Raw genomic sequence first — 19,471 nt, forward strand, 5'->3', positions numbered from 1 at the left:
CTACCGCGCCGGCCCCACGATCAGGCCGTCCTCGAAGCGGTCCACGCGGACGGTGTCGCCGTCCCGGACCTCGCCCGCGAGGATCTCCTTGGCGAGCCGGTCGCCGATCGCCGTCTGGATGAGGCGGCGCAGCGGCCGGGCGCCGTACGCCGGGTCGTTGCCCTCCTCGGCGAGCCACTCCAGGGCCTCCGGGGTGACGTCCAGGGTGAGCCGCCGCTCGGCGAGCCGCTGGGCGAGCCGGTCGATCTGGAGCCGCGCGATCCGGCCCAGCTCGGCCCGGTCGAGGGCGGAGAAGACCACCAGGTCGTCGAGCCGGTTCAGGAACTCCGGCTTGAAGCTGGCCCTGACCACGTCCAGGACCTGCTGCTTCTTCACGTCGGCGGGGGTGAGCGGGTCGACGAGGTACTGGCTGCCCAGGTTCGACGTGAGGATCAGGATGGTGTTGCGGAAGTCCACCGTCCGCCCCTGCCCGTCGGTCAGCCGTCCGTCGTCCAGGACCTGGAGCAGGACGTCGAAGACCTCCGGGTGCGCCTTCTCCACCTCGTCGAGCAGGACCACGCTGTACGGGCGGCGGCGGACCGCCTCCGTGAGCTGGCCGCCCTCCTCGTATCCGACGTAGCCGGGCGGCGCGCCGACCAGCCGGGCGACGCTGTGCTTCTCGCCGTACTCCGACATGTCGATGCGGATCATGGCCCGCTCGTCGTCGAAGAGGAAGTCCGCGAGCGCCTTCGCCAGCTCCGTCTTGCCGACGCCCGTGGGGCCGAGGAAGAGGAAGGAACCGGTGGGGCGGTCGGGGTCGGCGATGCCCGCGCGGGTGCGGCGCACGGCGTCGGAGACGGCCTGGACGGCCTCGGACTGGCCGATCAGCCGTCGGCCGAGCTCGTCCTCCATGCGCAGCAGCTTCTGCGTCTCGCCCTCCAGGAGACGGCCGGCGGGGATGCCGGTCCAGGCGCCGACGACGTCCGCGATGTCGTCGGGGCCGACCTCCTCCTTGACCATCGTGTCCTTGGAGGACTCCTGCTGGGCCTCTGCCTCGCTGGCCTCCTCCAGCTCCCGCTCCAGGGCCGGGATCTCCCCGTAGAGCAGCTTGGAGGCGGTGTCGAAGTCTCCGTCGCGCTGGGCGCGCTCGGCGCGGCCGCGGGTCTCGTCGAGGCGCTCCTTCAGCTCGCCGACCCGGTTGAGGGACTGCTTCTCCTTCTCCCAGCGGGCGGTCAGACCGCGCAGCTCCTCCTCGCGGTCGGCGAGGTCGCGCCGCAGCTTCTCCAGGCGCTGCCTGCTCGCCGGGTCCGTCTCGTTCTTGAGGGCCAGCTCCTCCATGCGGAGCCGGTCCACGGAGCGCTGGAGCTCGTCGATCTCGACGGGCGAGGAGTCGATCTCCATACGGAGCCGGGAGGCGGCCTCGTCGACCAGGTCGATGGCCTTGTCGGGGAGGAAGCGGGAGGTGATGTACCGGTCGGAGAGGGTCGCGGCGGCCACCAGCGCGGAGTCGTTGATCTGCACCTTGTGGTGGGCCTCGTACCGGCCCTTGAGGCCGCGGAGGATCGCGATGGTGTCCTCGACCGTGGGCTCGGCGACCAGGACCTGCTGGAAGCGGCGCTCCAGGGCCGGGTCCTTCTCGATCCGCTCGCGGTACTCGTCGAGGGTGGTCGCGCCGACCATGCGGAGCTCGCCGCGGGCCAGCATGGGCTTGAGCATGTTGCCCGCGTCCATGGAGGAGTCGCCGCCGGCGCCCGCGCCGACGACCGTGTGCAGCTCGTCGATGAAGGTGATGATCTGGCCGTCGCTCGCCTTGATCTCGGAGAGCACGGTCTTGAGGCGCTCCTCGAACTCGCCGCGGTACTTGGCCCCGGCGACCATCGCGCCGAGGTCGAGCGAGACCAGCCGCTTGTTCTTCAGCGACTCGGGTACGTCGCCCTTCACGATCCGCTGGGCGAGGCCCTCGACGACGGCGGTCTTGCCGACGCCGGGCTCACCGATGAGGACCGGGTTGTTCTTGGTGCGGCGGGACAGCACCTGCACGACGCGGCGGATCTCGTGGTCGCGGCCGATGACCGGGTCCAGCTTGCCCTCGCGCGCGGCGGCCGTGAAGTCCGTGCCGAACTTCTCCAGCGCCTTGTACTGCCCCTCCGGGTCGGGTGTGGTCACCCGGCGTCCTCCCCTGCTCTTCTCGAACGCGTCGAGCAGCTTCGAAGCGCTCGCGCCCTGCCCGTCGAGGATCTCACCGGCCTGGCCCCCCTTGGCCGCGATCGCGATGAGGAGGTGCTCGGTGGACAGGTAGTCGTCGCCGAGTTCCTTGGCCTGCCGGTCGGCGTCGGCGATGACCGCGAGGAAGTCGCGGCTGGGCTGCGGGGGCGCGACCGTGGAGCCGGTGACGCTCGGCAGGGCGGCGAGCAGCCGCTCCGCGCCGGTGCGCACGACCGCCTGGTCGGCTTCGACGGCGGCGAGCAGGTCGGTGATGTTCTCGTTGTCCTGACCGGTGAGCAGCGCCAGCAGAAGGTGCGCGGGGGTCAGGTCGGCGTGTCCTTCGGACACGGCGCGGCTGCTGGCCGCGTTGATCGCGTCCCGGCTCCGGTTGGTCAGTTCGGCGTCCACGTGCGGTGCTCCTCCTGGGTTGCTACGGGTCCTCTCCCTTTATGACTCGTCCAGGGTACACAAAGTTGAGTCGAATGCGCTCAAGGTATCGGGGGAGGCTCCGCCCCGGGTAGTTTCCGTGCATGGCGACCGACCCGAGGAACCCCTCCGACTCGTACCTGAGCTTCTGGCGCGAGTACCACATGTGCACCCTGACCACCCCGCGCCCGGACGGCACTCCGCACGTCGTGGCGGTGGGCGTCACGTACGACCCCGAGGGCGGATACGCCCGGGTCATCACGAACAAGCACAGCCGGAAGGTCGCCAACGTCCTGGCGGCGGGCACGGACGGCGCGCGGGTCGCGGTCTGCCAGGTCGACAAGGGCCGCTGGGCCACCCTGGAGGGCGTGGCACACATCCGTACGGAGGCGGACGTCGTCGCGGACGCGGTGGGGCGCTACGCGGAGCGCTACGGGCGCACGCCGGCGGAGAACCCGGACCGGGTCGTCATCGAGATCGCGCTGACGCGGGCGATGGGACGCGCCTGAGAGAAGGGCCCCCGGCCGTACGGGGGCAGCACAACGGCGCCATCGCGTTTCAGGTCCGCGATGGCGCCGCTGTGTGGGGGAAGTGCCGGAGCGATCTACAACGACGGGGGAATCGCTCAGGCACTGCGGGGGGTGGCGGTGATGGTCTCGGGCTCGATCAGCTGGTGGTCACGCTGGTCGAGGTTGACGAAGATCATGCCGTACCGGATGGCACAGCGGATGGGCTGTGGGGCGCCGCGGGGACGGCGGAGGCAGCGGTAGGCGCGGACGTCCTCGTCCTGCTCCCGTGCCACCACGATCGGCTCTCCGAAGAGGGTGATCTTCAGCGCGTCGCCACGGTGGGGGATGGCCGTGGCGAGGTCGACGAAGTGCCACCCTGACCGGTAGGCCGAAGCCATCTCCCGGCGGAACCTGGGGTCGTCCGGCGGCACGGTCACGCCCCCGCGCCCCTGGAAGCGATCTCCCAGGACGGCTCGTAGGGAGCGGCGAGCACGACGTCCCTGGGAGAGCTCTCCCACGAGGGTTCGCCGGGTCCCGCCACCACGTCGTGCGCCGGGTTGCTCTCCCACGAGGGCTCGTCCGGCCCTGCCACGGAATGCGCCGGGGTGCTCTCCCACGAGGGCTCGCCGACGGCGAGTGCGCCGAGAGCAGCCGCCGCAACGGCTATGGCGCTAAGTGCACGAACCATCCTGGTCATGGCCGATCTCCACCTCTTTTGATCACTACCTCCCCCCCGCGAGTAAGACGATGGCTCACTCACGACCCTTTTCACCAGCCAACCCGGGCATCATGTTCCTGTAATTCATGACCCTGAGGGGGGTGCAAATGAGGCGAGAATGCGACGAGTCCGGTCATAAGCACAGTCACGGTGAACTATGCGACGTGGGCAAGGAGCTCTATGCGAGTGCGCTCCGCACCGGCCGCATAGCCCGAACGGACGCCGAAGCCGCCCCCTGCCTGAGGGAACTCTCCCTCCTGCACCCGGACCCGGACGACAGCCAGTGCCTGCGTCCCGTACCGCCGTCGATCGCCCTCAACCAGCTCGTGCACCCCATCGAGCAGGAGATACAGGTCAGACGGCAGCACGCGATAGCCCTCGCGGACGCTTTCGAGCCGTTCATGGCGATCCACACCCAGGATCCCTCCGGCGCCCAGGCGATCACGGTCCTCGAAGGGCTCAGCGTCATCAACGCCGCCCTCGACCGCGCCATCAACGAGTGCACCGAGGAACTCCTCACCATCCAGCCCGGCAGCGGCCGCCGTCCCGAGACCCTCGAAGCCGCCCTGCGCCGCATGGAGCCGCTCCTCGACCGCGGTGTCCGGATGCGGACGCTCTACCAGCACACGGCACGGCACCATCCCGCCACGCTGGCCTACGTCGAACGCGTCGCGCCGTACGGACTCGACCTGCGCACCCTCGAGGAGATCGTCGACCGGCTGATCATCGTCGACCGCAAGGTCGCCTTCGTACCCGCGCGCAGCGACCGTCAGGTCGCCCTCGAACTCCGCCACGAGGGCCTCGTCCAGTACCTCGTCGGCGTCTTCGACCAGTTCTGGCTGCACGGCGTGCCGTGGGAGGACGAGATCCCCTACAGCCCCTCCGTGGACGGCATAGGCGGCGTCCAGCGCTCCATCGCCAAACTCCTCGTCGAGGGCCACGTCGACGAGGCCATCGCCCGCCGCCTCGGCATGAACGTGCGCACCTGCCGCGCCCACATCGCCAAACTCGCCGCCGCCCTCGGCAGCGGCAGCCGGGCCCAGCTCGGCTACCTGATCGCGCAGTCGGGCATCCTCGAGGGAGACAACTGACCAGCCGGACACCTGACCAGCGCCGAACGGGACAACTCGCCACCGTGTACGTACAGATCGACCTCGACGGGCCCGCGGGGACCCTCCGCGTCTCCGGGCACGACCTGCCCACCGCGGAGCTCGTACGGGCCCCCGGGGCCCGCCCCGACACCCACACGCCGATCGGCACCCGCAAGCCCGCCCTGCTCGCGCTGACGGTGGACGGGGAACCCGCCGTGATCAAGCCGGCCCGCGCCCGGCTGCTGCGCCGCTCCTACCGGGTGGACGTCCGCGTCCGCGGCGTCCGCTACCGGCTCGTCCCCTGCTCGCACGTGGACAGCCGGCTCACCCGGAACGGGAAGGCCCTCGGCACCCTGGAGTCCGCCGGGGACGGCAGGGTCGACGCCGACTGGGACCCGGCCGCCGCCCTCACCCCGCTCGACCACACCGTCGGCACCGCCCTCGCCGCCGCGTTCGGCACGGGGGCGGCGCCCTGGTGGGAGACGGTCGGCGACATCGTCGCGGAACTCATCCCGTAGGGACGTCACATGCCCGAGGCCCCCTTCCACAGCTGTGGAAGGGGGCCTCGGGCATACGGGAAGCGCTCGCCGCGCTCCCGGGGGCTACTCGCCGCGCTTCGGACGCCAGACCACCAGCGCGCTCGCCTGCTGCACGTCCTGGTACGGCACCAGGTCGCGCCGGTACGAGGCGTGCACCTGGGCCTCGCGCTGCCGCATCGCCGCCGCCGCGCCGTCGACGGCCGCCGACAGCTCCGCGATCCGGCTCTGCAGCGCCGCGACCTGGTTCTCCAGTTCGATGATGCGCTTGATCCCGGCCAGGTTGATGCCCTCGTCCTGCGACAACTGCTGCACCTGACGGAGCAGCTCGATGTCACGGGCCGAGTAACGCCGGCCACGGCCCGCCGTACGGTCCGGGGAGACCAGACCGAGACGGTCGTACTGACGGAGGGTCTGCGGGTGCAGACCGGAGAGCTGGGCCGCCACCGAGATGACGTACACCGGCGACTCGTCGGTCAGTTCGTACGGATTGCGTCGGCGCCCGTCCACCGGGTCACGCTCCCTTCGCGGCCTGGAACAGCTCCGCCCGCGGGTCCTCGGAGGCGGTCGCCTCGCGATAGGTCTCCAGGGCGTCACGTGCCTTGTCGTCCAGCTCCTTGGGCACCGCGACCTCGACCGTCACGAGCAGGTCGCCGCGCGTGCCGTCCTTGCGGACCGCGCCCTTGCCCCGGGCGCGCATGGTCCGGCCGTTCGGCGTGCCCGCGGGCAGCTTGAGGGTGACCGCGGGGCCCCCGAGGGTCGGGACCTTGATCTCGCCGCCGAGCGCGGCCTCCGTGAAGGAGACCGGCACGGTGACGGTGAGGTTGTCGTCCTTGCGGCCGAAGACCGGGTGGGTGTCGACGTGCACCACGACGTACAGATCGCCGTTCTGCCCGCCGCGCTCCCCCGGCGCCCCCTTGCCGCGCAGCCTGATCTTCTGGTTGTCGGAGACCCCCGCCGGGATGCGGACCTGCATGGTGCGGGAGGACTTGGCCCGGCCGCTGCCCTTGCAGACCTCGCAGGGGTTCTCGGCGATGAGGCCGCGGCCCTTGCAGTCGACGCACGGGTCGGTGAGCGAGAAGCCGCCGCCGCTGCCGCGCGAGACCTGACCGGTGCCGACGCAGGTCGGGCACACCCGGGGGGTGCCGTTCTTGTCGCCGGTGCCCGAACACGCCGTGCACGGCTGCTGGCTGGACATCCGCAGCGGTACGGTCGCGCCCTCGATGGCCTCGGTGAAGCTGAGCGTCACCTCGGACTCGATGTCCTGACCGCGCCGCGGCTGGGTACGGGTGCCCCCGCCGGCGCCGCGGTTGAACAGGCCGCCGAAGACGTCCCCGATCCCGCCACCGCCGCCGCCGAAGCCACCGCCCGCGCCGCCCTGGGTGCCTCCGAAGAGGTCACCCAGGTCGAAGTTGAACGAGCCGCCCGCCCCGGGGGCGCCGGCCCGGAAGCCGCCGTTCCCGAAGAGGGCGCGGGCCTCGTCGTACTCCTTGCGCTTCTTGGGGTCGCCGAGGATGTCGTTCGCCTCGGAGATCTCCTTGAAGCGCTCCTCGGCCTTGGCGTCGTTCTTGTTGGCGTCCGGGTGGTTCTCGCGGGCGAGCTTCCGGTACGCCTTCTTGATCTCGGCCTCGGTGGCGTCCTTGGGGACGCCGAGAACCTTGTAGTAGTCCTTCTCGACGAAGTCCTTCGTGCTCATCGACGTCCCTCCTTCCGGACTGCTCCGGGGTCTGTCACCGCTGTGTGGCTGGTGGCGCTACCCCTCCTCGGGGGCACCGCTCTCCTCGTCAGTGGACGACTTCGCGTCGTCCTTGGCCGGTGCCGCGCCCGGCTGGGGCTCGGCGACGGCCACGCGGGCGGGCCGGATGGTCCGCTCGCCGATCCGGTACCCGGGCTGCAGGATCGCCACGCACGTCGTCTCGGTGACGTCCGGCGCGTACGAGTGCATCAGGGCCTCGTGGATCGTCGGGTCGAAGGGCTCGCCCTCCTTGCCGAACTGCTGCAGACCCATCTTGGCGACGACGGTCTCCATCGATTCGGCCACCGACTTGAACCCGCCCACGAGCTCGCCGTGGTCCCGGGCCCGGCCGACGTCGTCGAGCACCGGGAGCAGGTCGCTCAGGAGGCTCGCGACGGCGATCTCCTTGACCGTGACCCGGTCCCGCTCCACGCGGCGGCGGTAGTTCTGGTACTCGGCCTGGAGCCGCTGGAGGTCCGCGGTGCGCTCCTCGAGCGCCTTGCGTGCCTGGTCCAGCTGCGCCAGCAGAGCGACGTCAGTAGCGTCCCCGGCCGGGGCCGCCCCCTCCGCCTTGTCGGCGGAAGCGGCGGCAGCGGCGGTCTCGGGCTCCTCGGGCGTGCCGTCGGCGGGGACTTCGGGCTTCTCCTCGAAGCCCGGGGTCTCCTCCGACATCAGACAGCGCCGCCCTTCGGCTTGTCCTCGTCCACGATCTCGGCGTCGACGACGTCGTCGTCGGCCTGGGCCTGCTGGCCGGCGCCGGCGTCGCCGCCCGCGGCCTGCGCGCCCTGGGCGTCGGCGTACAGCGCCTGGCCGAGCTTCTGCGAGACGGCCGCGACCTTCTCGGTGGCGGTGCGGATCTCGGCGGTGTCCTCGCCCTTGAGCTTCTCCTTCAGCTCGACGAGCGAGGCCTCGACCTCGGCCTTGACGTCACCGGGGACCTTGTCCTCGTTGTCCTTGAGGAACTTCTCCGTCTGGTAGACGAGCTGCTCGCCCTGGTTGCGGGACTCGGCGGCCTCGCGGCGACGGTGGTCCTCGTCCGCGTACTGCTCGGCCTCCTGGCGCATCCGGTCGACCTCGTCCTTCGGCAGCGAGGAGCCGCCGGTGACGGTCATCTTCTGCTCCTTGCCCGTGCCGAGGTCCTTCGCGGTCACGTGCATGATGCCGTTGGCGTCGATGTCGAAGGCGACCTCGATCTGCGGGACACCGCGCGGGGCCGGAGGCAGCCCGGTCAGCTCGAACATGCCGAGCTTCTTGTTGTACGCCGCGATCTCGCGCTCGCCCTGGTAGACCTGGATCTGCACGGACGGCTGGTTGTCCTCGGCCGTCGTGAAGATCTCGGACCGCTTGGTCGGGATCGTGGTGTTGCGCTCGATGAGCTTGGTCATGATGCCGCCCTTGGTCTCGATGCCGAGGGACAGCGGGGTCACGTCGAGGAGCAGGACGTCCTTGACCTCACCCTTGAGGACACCGGCCTGGAGCGCGGCGCCGATGGCGACGACCTCGTCCGGGTTGACGCCCTTGTTGGCGTCCTGACCGCCGGTCAGCTCCTTGACGAGCTCGGCGACGGCCGGCATACGGGTCGAACCACCGACGAGAACGACGTGGTCGATCTCGGAGAGGTTGATGCCCGCGTCCTTGATGACGTTGTGGAACGGCACCTTGCAGCGGTCGAGCAGGTCCGAGGTCAGCTGCTGGAACTGGGCTCGCGTGAGCTTCTCGTCCAGGTGCAGCGGGCCCTCGGCGGAGGCCGTGATGTACGGCAGGTTGATGGAGGTCTCGGTCGAGGACGAGAGCTCGATCTTCGCCTTCTCCGCGGCCTCGCGGAGACGCTGGAGAGCCATCTTGTCCTTGGCCAGGTCCACACCGTGGCCGTTCTGGAACTGCGTCACCAGGTAGTCGACGACGCGCTGGTCCCAGTCGTCGCCACCGAGGTGGTTGTCACCGTTGGTGGCCTTCACCTCGACGACGCCGTCGCCGATCTCCAGGAGGGACACGTCGAAGGTGCCGCCACCGAGGTCGAAGACGAGGATCGTCTGGTCGTCCTTGTCGAGGCCGTACGCGAGAGCGGCGGCGGTCGGCTCGTTGACGATGCGCAGGACGTTGAGGCCCGCGATCTCACCGGCCTCCTTGGTGGCCTGGCGCTCGGAGTCGTTGAAGTACGCCGGCACGGTGATGACCGCGTCGACGACCTTCTCGCCCAGGTAGGCCTCGGCGTCGCGCTTCAGCTTCTGCAGGATGAAGGCGCTCATCTGCTGCGGGTTGAAGTTCTTGCCGTCGATCTCGATCTTCCAGTCGGTGCCCATGTGGCGCTTGACCGACCGGATGGTCCTGTCGACGTTGGTGACGGCCTGACGCTTGGCCACCTCGCCGACGAGCACCTCGCCGTTCTTCGCGAAGGCGACGACGGACGGCGTGGTCCTGGCGCCCTCGGCGTTGGTGATGACGGTGGGCTCGCCGCCTTCCAGAACGCTGACGACGGAGTTAGTCGTGCCCAGGTCGATGCCGACCGCACGTGCCATTTCGATTCCTCCAGCTGACGTACTTGAGTGGATCTGGCTCAAGGATGCATGACTGTCCTCGATGAGTCAACAGACCTGAGCGGAGGAGGCTCAACTCTTCGCCCTTTATCTCGCTCATACGGCGGCCGGGCGCGCGTCGTTCACCGATCCGGCGGGGTGCCGCATGAGAGAGTCCGATGGCCCTATGTCGGGCAAACAAGGCATATCCCACGAATATCCCATGATTCTCGTTCGTCGCTCGGAAGGGTGTGGGGAATGACGGCCAAGCGCACGTTCGACGTCGTGGGCGGGCTCGCCCTCCTGGTCGCGCTGTCCCCGCTGCTCGCCGCCGTCGCCCTCTCGGTCGCCCTCGGCTCGGCCACCCCCGGCCGGGGCGTCCTGCGCCGCCGCACGGTGGCGGGCCTGGCGGGAGAGCCCTTCACGATGCTGACCTTCCGCAGCAGGAGCCCGCTGGCCGCGCTGCCGCTCCTCGTGCATGTCGTCGGCGGCCGGATGTCGCTGGTCGGACCGTGTCCCCTGACCCCCGGCCACCGCGAGTGCACGGGCGAGGGACGCCGCCGGCTCTCCGTACGCCCCGGGCTCACCGGCCCCTGGCAGATCAGCGGACGCTCGGACCTGCCGTGGGAGGAACGCGAGCTCCTCGACCTCCACTATGTGGACCACCACTGGCTGGGGATGGATCTGACGATCCTGGCGCGTACGCTTCCAGCAGTCCGCAGGCGTCGCGCGGCAAGGTTTGCCTGAGCGACACAGATCACCGCGAGCGCCGCTACAGCACGGGGCCCCGAACGGGTAATCTCAGCACGGACTCCATAAGTTACCGCTTAGTAGGCCCGCCCGAGGAGCCCCTCATGCAACTCGCCGCGATCATCGTGTCGATCGCCATCACGGTGGTGGCCGTCGCGCTGTTCGGTCGTGCCACCGTGCAGATCTACCGGTTCGTGCGCCTCGGGCAGCCCGTGCCCGCCGGCACCCGCACCGGCGACCCCACCCAGCGCACCGTGACCCTGGTCAAGGAATTCCTCGGCCACACCCGGATGAACCGCTGGGGCATCGTCGGCTTCGCGCACTGGTTCGTCGCGGTGGGCTTCTTCTCGCTGCTCCTGACGATCGTCAACGCCTTCGGCCAGCTCTTCCAGGCCGACTGGCTGATCCCGATCATCGGCGACTGGCTGCCGTACGAGATCTTCACCGAGTTCCTCGGTCTGATGACGGTCCTGGGCATCGTGACCCTCATCGTCATCCGGCAGCTCAGCAAGCCGACCAAGGCCGGCCGCAAGTCCCGCTTCGCGGGCTCCAAGACCGGACAGGCGTACTTCGTCGAGGCCGTCATCCTCATCGTCGGCCTCTGCATCATGACGCTGCGGGCCCTCGAAGGCGTCCAGCACCACGTCACCGGCTGGGAGCCGGGCTTCTTCGCCTCGTACCCGCTGATCGCGCTGCTCGACGGCCTGGACCTGAGCACGATCCAGTACCTGACCTACTTCTTCGCGTGCCTCAAGATCGTCACGTCCTTCACCTGGATGATCACGGTCTCGCTCAACACGAACATGGGTGTCGCCTGGCACCGCTTCCTCGGCTTCCCGAACATCTGGTTCAAGCGGAACGCCGACGGCTCCACCGCCCTGGGCGCGCTCCAGCCGATGACGACGGCGGGCAAGGAGATCGACTGGGAGGACCCGGCCGAGGACGCCGTCTTCGGTGTCTCCCAGGTCGAGCAGTTCTCCTGGAAGGGCATCCTCGACTTCTCCACCTGCACCGAGTGCGGCCGCTGCCAGTCGCAGTGCCCCGCCTGGAACACCGGCAAGCCCCTCTCCCCCAAGCTCCTCATCATGTCGCTGCGCGATCACGCGCACGCCAAGGCGCCGTACCTGCTCGCCGGCGGCGGCAAGGACATGGAGGGCAACGAGAAGGCCACCGAGGAGCAGCTCAAGGACGTCCCCGCGTCGGCGATCGCCGAGGCCGAGCGCCCCCTCATCGGCACCGCCGAGGAGAACGGCGTCATCGACCCCGACGTCCTGTGGTCCTGCACCACCTGCGGCGCCTGTGTCGAGCAGTGCCCGGTCGACATCGAGCACATCGACCACATCGTCGACATGCGCCGCTACCAGGTGATGATCGAGTCCGCCTTCCCCTCGGAGGCCGGCACGATGCTCAAGAACCTGGAGAAGAAGGGCAACCCCTGGGGTCTCGCCAAGAAGCAGCGCGTCGAGTGGACCAAGGAGGTCGACTTCGAGGTCCCGATCGTCGGCAAGGACGTCGAAGACCTCTCCGAGTTCGACTACCTCTACTGGGTCGGCTGCGCCGGCGCCCTGGAGGACCGGGCCAAGAAGACCACCAAGGCCTTCGCCGAGCTGCTGCACATGGCGGGCGTCAAGTTCGCGATCATGGGCGGCGACGAGAAGTGCACCGGTGACTCCCCCCGCCGCCTGGGCAACGAGCCGCTGTTCCAGCAGCTCGCCCAGGAGAACGTCGCGATGCTGAACATGGCGTTCGGCGAGGACGACGAGGACCCGGAGACGAAGAAGCCGAAGTCGGCGAAGCGGATCGTCTCGACCTGCCCGCACTGCTTCAACACCATCGCCAACGAGTACCCGCAGCTCGGCGGCGAGTACGAGGTCATCCACCACACCCAGCTGCTCCAGCACCTCATCGACGAGGGCAAGCTGGTCCCGGTGACCCCGGTCGACGGTCTGATCACCTACCACGACCCGTGCTACCTGGGCCGTCACAACAAGGTCTACACGCCGCCGCGCGAGATCATGTCCGCCGTCCCCGGCCTGCGCCAGCAGGAGATGCACCGCCACAAGGAGCGCGGCTTCTGCTGCGGCGCCGGTGGTGCCCGGATGTGGATGGAGGAGCGGATCGGCAAGCGCATCAACAACGAGCGCGTCGAGGAGGCCCTGTCCCTCAACCCGGACATCGTCTCCACTGCCTGCCCGTTCTGCCTGGTCATGCTGACCGACTCGGTCAACGGCAAGAAGAACGAGGGCAAGGCCAAGGAGTCCGTCACGGTCGTGGACGTGGCCCAGCTGCTCCTCGAGTCCGTGAAGACCCCGGCGGACCCGGAGCCGGAACCGGCCGAGGAGCCGGAGCCGGCCGTCTGACCCGGACATGAGCCGGACATGAGCCGGACAGGAGAGGGCCGCCCCGCGAGAGATCGCGGGGCGGCCCTTCTCCATGTCGTCAGACCTTCCTGGCGACGTACTTCTCCACGAGCCTGCCCCAGAAGTCGTAGACCGAGCTGCCGGCGCCCTGCTTCGGGGTGTCGACGGCGGCGAGCTTGTAGTGGTGCCCGCCGGCGTCGACGAGCCTGTACGTCCAGCCGTGGTGCCCGGCGGTCGGGTGCCTCAGGTCGAGGGAGGCGACGGCGCGCCCGTTCGGCCGGCTGATCTCGACACGGGGCCAGGTCGCGCTCTTGTAGAACCGGGCGGTGTTCCCGTCGGGCAGCGTGACCCTGGCGGAGGCCTGCTCCGGGGCCGGCGTGGGCTCGGGCGTGGGGGTCGGCTTCGGCTTCGGCTTCGGGGCGGGGGCCGGCTCGGGGGCCGGGGCGTGCTCGGTCCAGGAGGAGACGGTGCCGTCGGGCCGGAGGACGACGTGGAGCCCGTTGTTCCGTCCGTGGGCGGGCCGCCCGTCGGTGCTGGTGAGGGTGTCGATCAGGGACCCGCCGGCGTAGATCTCGGCGGAGAAGCGGCCGGGGCCGTCCTGGTAGACCTTGGCGAGGGAGCCGTCCGCGAGATCGACGTTGCGCCAGAGGACGGACCGGTCGCTCGTGGCCCCGGTCCCCGGCCCCTGGTCCGGCCCGTCGGCGGCGAAGGCTCCGGCGGCCGGCAGGAGGAGGGCGGCGACAGCCCCGGTGGCGACGGCGGCGGTACGGGCGGAACGACGGGTGACACGCATCGGAAGGGCTCCTTGCTCGGGTCGCTGACATCTCCGAAGCTACGAGTACGACATTGAGGTGATACGTCGGATTTGTAACGAGCGCCCGGCATATCCCCCTAGGGGATGTCACAGCACCGTCGCAAGGACAGGTCCGGGGAGCGCCCGCGCGGCGGAAGCGGGTACGTTCGACGACGTGGCTGGATTCAGGAACGGACGCGGCCGGGACAACCGCCCCCCGCACAATCAACCGCAGCAGGCGCCGTACGGGTACAACGCGGCCCCGCCGCCGTACCCGCAGCAGCAGTGGCAACAGCAGCCACCGCAGGGGCACCAGGGGCACCAAGGGCATCAGCAGGGGCAGCAGCCCTACGGGGAGCCGGAGTACTTCGGCGAGCCGTACGGCCAGCCGCAGCACCCGCACGCGGCGGCGGCGAACAACCCGGGCCACACCCAGATGTTCAGCGTCGACGACCCCTACGGCGACGCCTCGACCCACCGGCCCGGCGCCGCACCCGTCCCCACGGGGCCCCGCCTGCCGTGGAAGGCGCTCCTGAGCGGCATCGTGCTGCGCCCGGCGGACACGTTCCTGCGCATGCGGGACCACGCCGTCTGGGGCCCGGCACTGATCGTCACCTTCCTGTACGGGCTGCTCGCGATCTTCGGCTTCGACAAGGCGCGCGACGAGGCGATCAACGCGACCCTCTCGACGGCGATCCCGTACGTCCTGATGACCGCCCTCGGCTTCGTCGTCGGCGGACTGATCCTGGGCGCGGTGACGCACACGCTGGCGCGTCAGCTCGGCGGCGACGGGGCGTGGCAGCCGACGGTCGGCCTGTCGATGCTGATCATGTCGATCACGGACGCGCCGCGGCTCGTCTTCGCGCTCTTCCTGGGCGGCGAGAACGGCCTGGTCCAGGTGATCGGCTGGCTGACCTGGCTGGCGGCCGGGGCGCTCTTCACGGTGATGGTGAGCCGCTCGCACGACCTGCCGTGGCCGAAGGCGCTGGGCGCCTCGGCGATCCAGCTGGTGGCGCTGCTGGGCCTGATCAAGCTCGGCACGCTCTGACGGCACGGGACGAGACGCGAAGAGGCCCCCACCGGCGCGGTGGGGGCCTCTTCACATGCCGTGACGGGACTCAGGCGTCGAGGACCTGGCCCTCGCGCTTGACGACGGGCGGCTCGACCGACCAGGGGAAGTTGATCCACTCGTCGGTCTTCTTCCACACGTACTCGCACTTCACGAGGGAGTGGGACTTCTCGTAGATGACGGCGGAGCGGACCTCGGCGACGTGGTCGACGCAGAAGTCGTGGACGAGCTTGAGGGTCTTGCCGGTGTCGGCGACGTCGTCGGTGATGAGCACCTTCTTGTCGCTGAAGTCGATCGCGTCGGGCACGGGCGCCAGCATGACCGGCATCTCCAGCGTGGTGCCCACGCCGGTGTAGAACTCCACGTTCACGAGGTGGATGTTCTTGCAGTCCAGGGCGTAGGCCAGGCCGCCGGCGACGAAGACGCCGCCGCGGGCGATCGAGAGCACGATGTCGGGCTCGTAGCCGTCGTCGGCGATCGTCTGCGCCAGCTCACGGACGGCGCGTCCGAAACCCTCGTACGTCAGGTTCTCGCGTACTTCACTCATGCCTGCGACCGCCTCACACCTGGGTCCGATGGAAGTTCATGAACGAGCGGGAGGCCGTCGGCCCCCGCTGGCCCTGGTACCGGGAGCCGTACCGCTCGCTCCCGTACGGGAACTCGGCGGGCGAGCTCAGCCGGAACATGCACAGCTGCCCGATCTTCATACCGGGCCAGAGCTTGATCGGCAGGGTGGCGAGGTTCGACAGCTCCAGGGTCACGTGACCGGAGAAACCGGGGTCGATGAACCCGGCGGTCGAGTGCGTCACGAGCCCGAGCCGCCCGAGGGAGCTCTTCCCCTCCAGACGCGACGCGATGTCGTCCGGGAGGCTGATGACCTCGTAGGTCGAGGCGAGCACGAACTCGCCGGGGTGGAGGATGAACGCCTCGTCACCCTCCGGCTCGACCTCACGGGTCAGGTCGAGCTGCTCGACGGCGGGGTCGATGTGGGGGTAGCGGTGGTTCTCGAACACCCGGAAGAAGCGGTCAAGCCTCACGTCGATGCTCGAGGGCTGCACCATGGATTCGTCGTACGGGTCGATGCGCACCCGTCCGGCATCGATCTCGGCCCGGATGTCCTTGTCTGAGAGAAGCACGCCCCCACGATACGCAGAGGGCGCGGACCTGCCCCAATCGGCAGGCGTCCGCGCCCCGACCGCCGGTCAGCGCCGTCCGGACTCCACGGGCACCGCGTGCCGCAGCCGCGCACAGCGCGGACACCGGATGAGCCGCCCCGGCCCGATCCGCCCGGCCCCGAGCTGCTGCAGCGGGAACGAGGCGGTACTGAACACATGCCCTTCGGCACAACGGACGACGGTGCGCTCCATCGGACCCATCAAGTCCCTTCCCCTACACATGTGGTGGACGGGAAGCCACATTAGGGGATCAACGGGACACCCTCCAGGCGGCACTCCGCACCCGAAAAGGCGCAAGCTTCGCCGCAAGTGGCGCATGGGGTACAGTGTGCAACGATGCGGCACCGTTCACCGGCCCGCTGTGCGGATGTAGTTTAATGGTAGAACATGAGCTTCCCAAGCTTATAGCGCGGGTTCGATTCCCGTCATCCGCTCTTGAACGAAGGCCCAGGTCAACGACCTGGGCCTTCGTTGTTGTCTAGACCTCTCAGCCTGCGCCGCGCCCTCCGCGTGCCCCGACTCGCACGACGAACAGGCTCATCGCCTTGTTCCGGACGCACCAGGCCGCAGAGACGAGGTGTTGGATCCATCCGAGCCTCTGACCTCGCACATCCCAGCACGCGACGAACCTCGCGGCGTATCTGTCCGACGTGGGTGGCTAGCTGCGCGGGGTCACCAGGCCGGATTCGTAGGCGAGGATCACGAGCTGTGCGCGGTCGCGGGCGTGGAGCTTGGTCATGGCCCGGTTGACGTGGGTCTTCGCGGTCAGCGGGCTGATCACCATGCGAGCCGCGATGTCGTCATTGGACAGGCCTTGCGCCACCAGGACGACCGCCTCGCGTTCCCGGCCGGTCAAGCCTTCGAGCTCCGCGCCCGTCTCGGCGGGGGGCGGCTGGGTGACGTACCGGTTGATCAGTTTGCGGGTGATCGAGGGTGCGAGGAGGGCGTCGCCGCGCGCGGCCACCCGTACGGCGTGCAGGAAGTCCTCCGGCACGATGTCCTTGACGAGGAACCCGGCGGCGCCCGCGGACAGGGCGTCGAAGACGTATTCGTCCAGGCCGTAGTTGGTGAGGATGACGACGCGGACGCCCGCCAGCGCCGGGTCGGCCGCGATGCGCCGGGTCGCCTCGATGCCGTCGAGGACCGGCATCTGGATGTCGACGAGTGCGACGTCAGGCAGGTGTTCGCGGGCGAGCACCAGGCCTTCCTGGCCGTTGGCGGCTTCGGCCACGACCTCGATGTCGTCTTCGAGGTCGAGGAACGCACGGAATCCGCTGCGGATGAGCGGCTGGTCGTCGACCAGCAGGACACGGATCACGAGGCACGCTCCACGGGGAGTTCGGCCCGGACGGTGAAGCCACCCTCGTCGCGCGGTGCTGCCCGGAGGCGACCGCCGAGAGCGGTGACGCGTTCGCGCATCCCGAGCAGTCCGATGCCCGGCACGGCGTTGGTGCCTGGCGTGGCCGTGCCGTTGTCGTCGATCCGGAGGGCGACGGCATCGGGGCGGTGGTCGATGTGGACCGATGCCGTGGTGGCGTCCGCGTGACGGGCGACGTTGGTGAGGGACTCCTGGACGATCCGGTAGAGGGTGCGGCCCACCGCCGCCGGTACGCCCTGCTGCCGGCCCTGGACCGTCAGCGTCGCCCTCACGCCGGTCTTACCGGCGCGCTCCACCAGTTCGGGGATGTGGTCGAGGCCGTGCGGCGGGGTGGTGTCGTCGTCGCGCAGGGCCTCCAGGGTGGCGCGCAGCTCCCGTGACGCCTCCCGGCAGGCTTCCCGGATGGCCAGCAGGGCCTCCGAAACCGCTTCGCCGCGTTTGCGGGCCACATGGACGGCGACTTCGGACTGCACCTTGATCACCGAGATCTGATGGGTGAGCGAATCGTGCAACTCCCGCGCGATGTGCAGCCGTTCCTCGTCGGCACGGCGCCGCGCCGTCTCCTCGCGGGTGCGCTCGGCTTCGTCCGCCCGCTGCTCGGCCTGCCGGAGGGCTTCGCCGGCCGCGCCGGCGGCGATGAGCCAGGCGATCTGGAGGGCGCCCCGGGCCTGCGCGAACGCCTCGCCCGTGTCGTGCAGGCCCGAAGCGAGGGCCGCGACGGGGAGCGCGGCCAGCACGGCCACGCTGGTCACCACCGTGATGAGGCGGTGTCCCGCGCGCATGGCCGCGTACACCGCGAAGAGGAACGCGACGGCAGCCACGTCGAACCCCGCCGCTTGATACCCCACCGCGCACAGCCCGGTGACGGCGAGGACGGCAACCGGTGCCCGGCGGCCCGCGGCCAGCGCCAGTCCGCCGCCCGCCAGCAGCGCGTACCCGAGCAGGCCGAGGCCCGTGGCGGAGTGCTGCCCCGACAGCCCGGTAACCAGCAGCACCGCCGCCACGCCCACGGCGATCAGCCAGTCCCGGACACCGACCGGAACGCGGAACCGTCCTTTGCTCATGGGCGCACCGTAGCCCGGGGCCGCCTCCGGCGAATCCCGCTCGCGGACAAGCGCCCGGCTACCACGCACGCAGTAGCTCCACGGCACCTGCCGCGTCCGTCGTAGCGCGAAGTGTCTGCGCCTGCGGGACGACCGGCCAGGGCCCGGCCGACATGCTCGAAGCACATCCAGTCGTCGGAAGAGAAGGAGCACCCGATGTCCGCAAGACACCTGTTCGCCGCCGAAGTGACCGACTTCAGCCTCGGAAGGCTCGGCGCCACCACCGGCGGGCTGCTGGGGCTGGCCGCCGTGGTCATCGCCGTACTGGCGCTGACCCGACCCGCCGGTCGTCTCGGCATCGCCAACGGGCCTCTCGGGGCCAGGGCGGCCGTGGTCGCGGGGCTGATCGCCATGGCTCTCGGCGCTCTGGTCGCGGCCACCGCCGACGGTGGCCTCGGCACCGGCAACGGGCTCGGCGGCGCCTACGTGGCCCTGCTGCTCGGGCTGGCCGGCACCGTCCTGGGCGGGCGGGCCCTGACCCGCTCCCGCCGCACGGGGTGACCACCCCGGAGGCGTGTTCACGGCGGTCACACGCCGCGGGCGCTCACCACGCGGCGTACCGCGTAGGCAGCGGCGCCAATGACCAGCACTGCGGCGCCGGAAACCACCGAGGAGGCCGGGAGGGCGAAGGCGAGGACGAGGCAACCGGCGAGCCCGACGACCGGGATGACCCTCGCCGGTCGGCCCTCGTCCGGGGTGAGGGTCCAGGCGGAGGCGTTGGCGACGGCGTCGTAGGCGAGCACGCCGAAGGAGGAGAAGCCGATCGCCCCGCGCAGGTCGGCGGTCGCGGCGAGTACGGCGACGACGGCGCCGACCACGAGTTCGGCGCGGTGCGGCACCTGGAACTTCGGGTGGACGGCGGCCAGGGCGTGCGGCAGGTGCCGGTCGCGGGCCATCGCCAGGGTCGTGCGCGAGACCCCGAGGATCAGGGCGAGCAGCGAGCCGAGCGCCGCCACCGCGGCGCCCACCCGGACGACCGGCGCCAGCCCGTCCGCGCCCGCGGCCCGTGCGGCATCCGACAGCGGGGCGGTGGCGTCGGCCAGCCCCTGCGGGCCCAGCACGAGCAGGCGCGCTCGACACTCGCCAGCGGCCTCTCCCCGTCCGGGCCCCGTAAGCGCCTTGACGACC

19 protein-coding genes, 1 tRNA gene and 1 pseudogene are annotated in these 19,471 nt (G+C 70.2%); 8 read left to right on the forward strand and 13 right to left on the reverse strand.

Annotated features, from left to right (window positions below):
* Positions 1 to 2,592, reverse strand: coding sequence for an ATP-dependent chaperone ClpB (clpB, locus tag OG392_RS17435; RefSeq protein ID WP_329280385.1), 2,592 nt, complete (start codon positions 2,590 to 2,592; stop codon positions 1 to 3).
* A 122-nt stretch (positions 2,593 to 2,714) separates the two neighbouring features.
* Between clpB and OG392_RS17440 the strand changes: the two genes are divergently transcribed.
* Positions 2,715 to 3,119, forward strand: a complete 405-nt coding sequence (locus OG392_RS17440; protein WP_329280387.1) for a pyridoxamine 5'-phosphate oxidase family protein — start codon at positions 2,715 to 2,717, stop codon at positions 3,117 to 3,119.
* A 116-nt stretch (positions 3,120 to 3,235) separates the two neighbouring features.
* Here the strand turns inward: OG392_RS17440 and OG392_RS17445 are convergent, their stop codons facing one another.
* A complete protein-coding gene (locus tag OG392_RS17445; RefSeq protein ID WP_030323603.1) occupies positions 3,236 to 3,556 on the reverse strand; it encodes a hypothetical protein in 321 nt (106 codons plus the stop codon).
* Positions 3,553 to 3,816 (reverse strand): hypothetical protein, encoded by a 264-nt coding sequence (locus tag OG392_RS17450; RefSeq protein WP_329280390.1) that lies wholly within the window; start codon positions 3,814 to 3,816, stop codon positions 3,553 to 3,555. The genes OG392_RS17445 and OG392_RS17450 overlap by 4 nt, the downstream gene beginning before the upstream one ends.
* A gap of 107 nt (positions 3,817 to 3,923) precedes the next feature.
* Between OG392_RS17450 and OG392_RS17455 the strand changes: the two genes are divergently transcribed.
* Positions 3,924 to 4,928: a helix-turn-helix transcriptional regulator gene (locus OG392_RS17455; protein WP_329280392.1), complete on the forward strand. Its 1,005-nt coding sequence runs from the start codon at positions 3,924 to 3,926 to the stop codon at positions 4,926 to 4,928.
* Positions 4,929 to 4,972: 44 nt separating this feature from the next.
* Positions 4,973 to 5,446: a hypothetical protein gene (locus OG392_RS17460; protein ID WP_329280394.1), complete on the forward strand. Its 474-nt coding sequence runs from the start codon at positions 4,973 to 4,975 to the stop codon at positions 5,444 to 5,446.
* 84 nt (positions 5,447 to 5,530) lie between these two features.
* Here the strand turns inward: OG392_RS17460 and OG392_RS17465 are convergent, their stop codons facing one another.
* Genes OG392_RS17465 through dnaK form a run of 4 tightly spaced genes read right to left on the reverse strand, consistent with a single transcriptional unit; the run spans position 5,531 to position 9,718 of the window.
* A complete protein-coding gene (locus tag OG392_RS17465) occupies positions 5,531 to 5,974 on the reverse strand; it encodes a heat shock protein transcriptional repressor HspR (protein WP_015034631.1) in 444 nt (147 codons plus the stop codon).
* Between the two features lie 4 nt (positions 5,975 to 5,978).
* Positions 5,979 to 7,160, reverse strand: coding sequence for a molecular chaperone DnaJ (dnaJ, locus tag OG392_RS17470; protein WP_329280398.1), 1,182 nt, complete (start codon positions 7,158 to 7,160; stop codon positions 5,979 to 5,981).
* Positions 7,161 to 7,217: 57 nt separating this feature from the next.
* Positions 7,218 to 7,871 (reverse strand): nucleotide exchange factor GrpE, encoded by a 654-nt coding sequence (gene grpE, locus OG392_RS17475; protein WP_329280400.1) that lies wholly within the window; start codon positions 7,869 to 7,871, stop codon positions 7,218 to 7,220.
* Positions 7,871 to 9,718: a molecular chaperone DnaK gene (gene dnaK, locus OG392_RS17480; protein WP_329280402.1), complete on the reverse strand. Its 1,848-nt coding sequence runs from the start codon at positions 9,716 to 9,718 to the stop codon at positions 7,871 to 7,873. Before dnaK ends, grpE begins: the two co-directional genes overlap by 1 nt.
* A 255-nt stretch (positions 9,719 to 9,973) precedes the next feature.
* Here dnaK and OG392_RS17485 point away from each other — a divergent pair, with 255 nt between their 5' ends.
* Together OG392_RS17485 and OG392_RS17490 are read left to right on the forward strand one after the other, a co-directional pair.
* Positions 9,974 to 10,462, forward strand: a complete 489-nt coding sequence (locus OG392_RS17485; RefSeq protein ID WP_329280404.1) for a sugar transferase — start codon at positions 9,974 to 9,976, stop codon at positions 10,460 to 10,462.
* A 107-nt stretch (positions 10,463 to 10,569) separates the two neighbouring features.
* Complete coding sequence (locus tag OG392_RS17490) at positions 10,570 to 12,825, forward strand: (Fe-S)-binding protein (RefSeq protein WP_329280406.1); 2,256 nt, start codon at positions 10,570 to 10,572, stop codon at positions 12,823 to 12,825.
* A 79-nt stretch (positions 12,826 to 12,904) separates the two neighbouring features.
* Here the strand turns inward: OG392_RS17490 and OG392_RS17495 are convergent, their stop codons facing one another.
* A complete protein-coding gene (locus tag OG392_RS17495; RefSeq protein WP_329280408.1) occupies positions 12,905 to 13,618 on the reverse strand; it encodes a hypothetical protein in 714 nt (237 codons plus the stop codon).
* A 175-nt stretch (positions 13,619 to 13,793) separates the two neighbouring features.
* Between OG392_RS17495 and OG392_RS17500 the strand changes: the two genes are divergently transcribed.
* On the forward strand, positions 13,794 to 14,666 hold the full coding sequence (locus OG392_RS17500; protein WP_329280410.1) for a Yip1 family protein: 873 nt from the start codon (positions 13,794 to 13,796) through the stop codon (positions 14,664 to 14,666).
* Positions 14,667 to 14,736: 70 nt separating this feature from the next.
* Here OG392_RS17500 and OG392_RS17505 read toward each other — a convergent pair whose 3' ends face one another.
* Positions 14,737 to 15,234 (reverse strand): phosphoribosyltransferase, encoded by a 498-nt coding sequence (locus OG392_RS17505; RefSeq protein WP_030323619.1) that lies wholly within the window; start codon positions 15,232 to 15,234, stop codon positions 14,737 to 14,739.
* A gap of 13 nt (positions 15,235 to 15,247) precedes the next feature.
* Positions 15,248 to 15,823 carry a dCTP deaminase gene (gene dcd / locus OG392_RS17510; protein WP_056653242.1) on the reverse strand — a complete coding sequence of 192 codons (576 nt, stop codon included), beginning with the start codon at positions 15,821 to 15,823 and terminating at the stop codon, positions 15,248 to 15,250.
* Between the two features lie 402 nt (positions 15,824 to 16,225).
* Here dcd and OG392_RS17515 point away from each other — a divergent pair.
* A tRNA-Gly gene (locus OG392_RS17515) sits at positions 16,226 to 16,296 on the forward strand.
* A gap of 224 nt (positions 16,297 to 16,520) precedes the next feature.
* Here the strand turns inward: OG392_RS17515 and OG392_RS17520 are convergent.
* Positions 16,521 to 17,180, reverse strand: coding sequence for a response regulator transcription factor (locus OG392_RS17520; protein ID WP_329280414.1), 660 nt, complete (start codon positions 17,178 to 17,180; stop codon positions 16,521 to 16,523).
* Positions 17,177 to 18,304 (reverse strand): sensor histidine kinase, encoded by a 1,128-nt coding sequence (locus OG392_RS17525; RefSeq protein ID WP_329280416.1) that lies wholly within the window; start codon positions 18,302 to 18,304, stop codon positions 17,177 to 17,179. Before OG392_RS17525 ends, OG392_RS17520 begins: the two co-directional genes overlap by 4 nt.
* Before the next feature lie 195 nt (positions 18,305 to 18,499).
* On the opposite strand from OG392_RS17525, the gene OG392_RS17530 reads away from it, so the two are divergent.
* On the forward strand, positions 18,500 to 18,844 hold the full coding sequence (locus OG392_RS17530; protein WP_329280418.1) for a DUF6223 family protein: 345 nt from the start codon (positions 18,500 to 18,502) through the stop codon (positions 18,842 to 18,844).
* Positions 18,845 to 18,870: 26 nt separating this feature from the next.
* Here the strand turns inward: OG392_RS17530 and OG392_RS17535 are convergent.
* Positions 18,871 to 19,416: pseudogene (locus tag OG392_RS17535) on the reverse strand (amino acid permease); the annotation flags it as partial.
* Between the last annotated feature and the right edge of the window lie 55 nt (positions 19,417 to 19,471).

Origin of the sequence: Streptomyces sp. NBC_00691 (genome assembly GCF_036226665.1) — a bacterium.
In the GTDB taxonomy this organism is placed as follows: domain Bacteria; phylum Actinomycetota; class Actinomycetes; order Streptomycetales; family Streptomycetaceae; genus Streptomyces.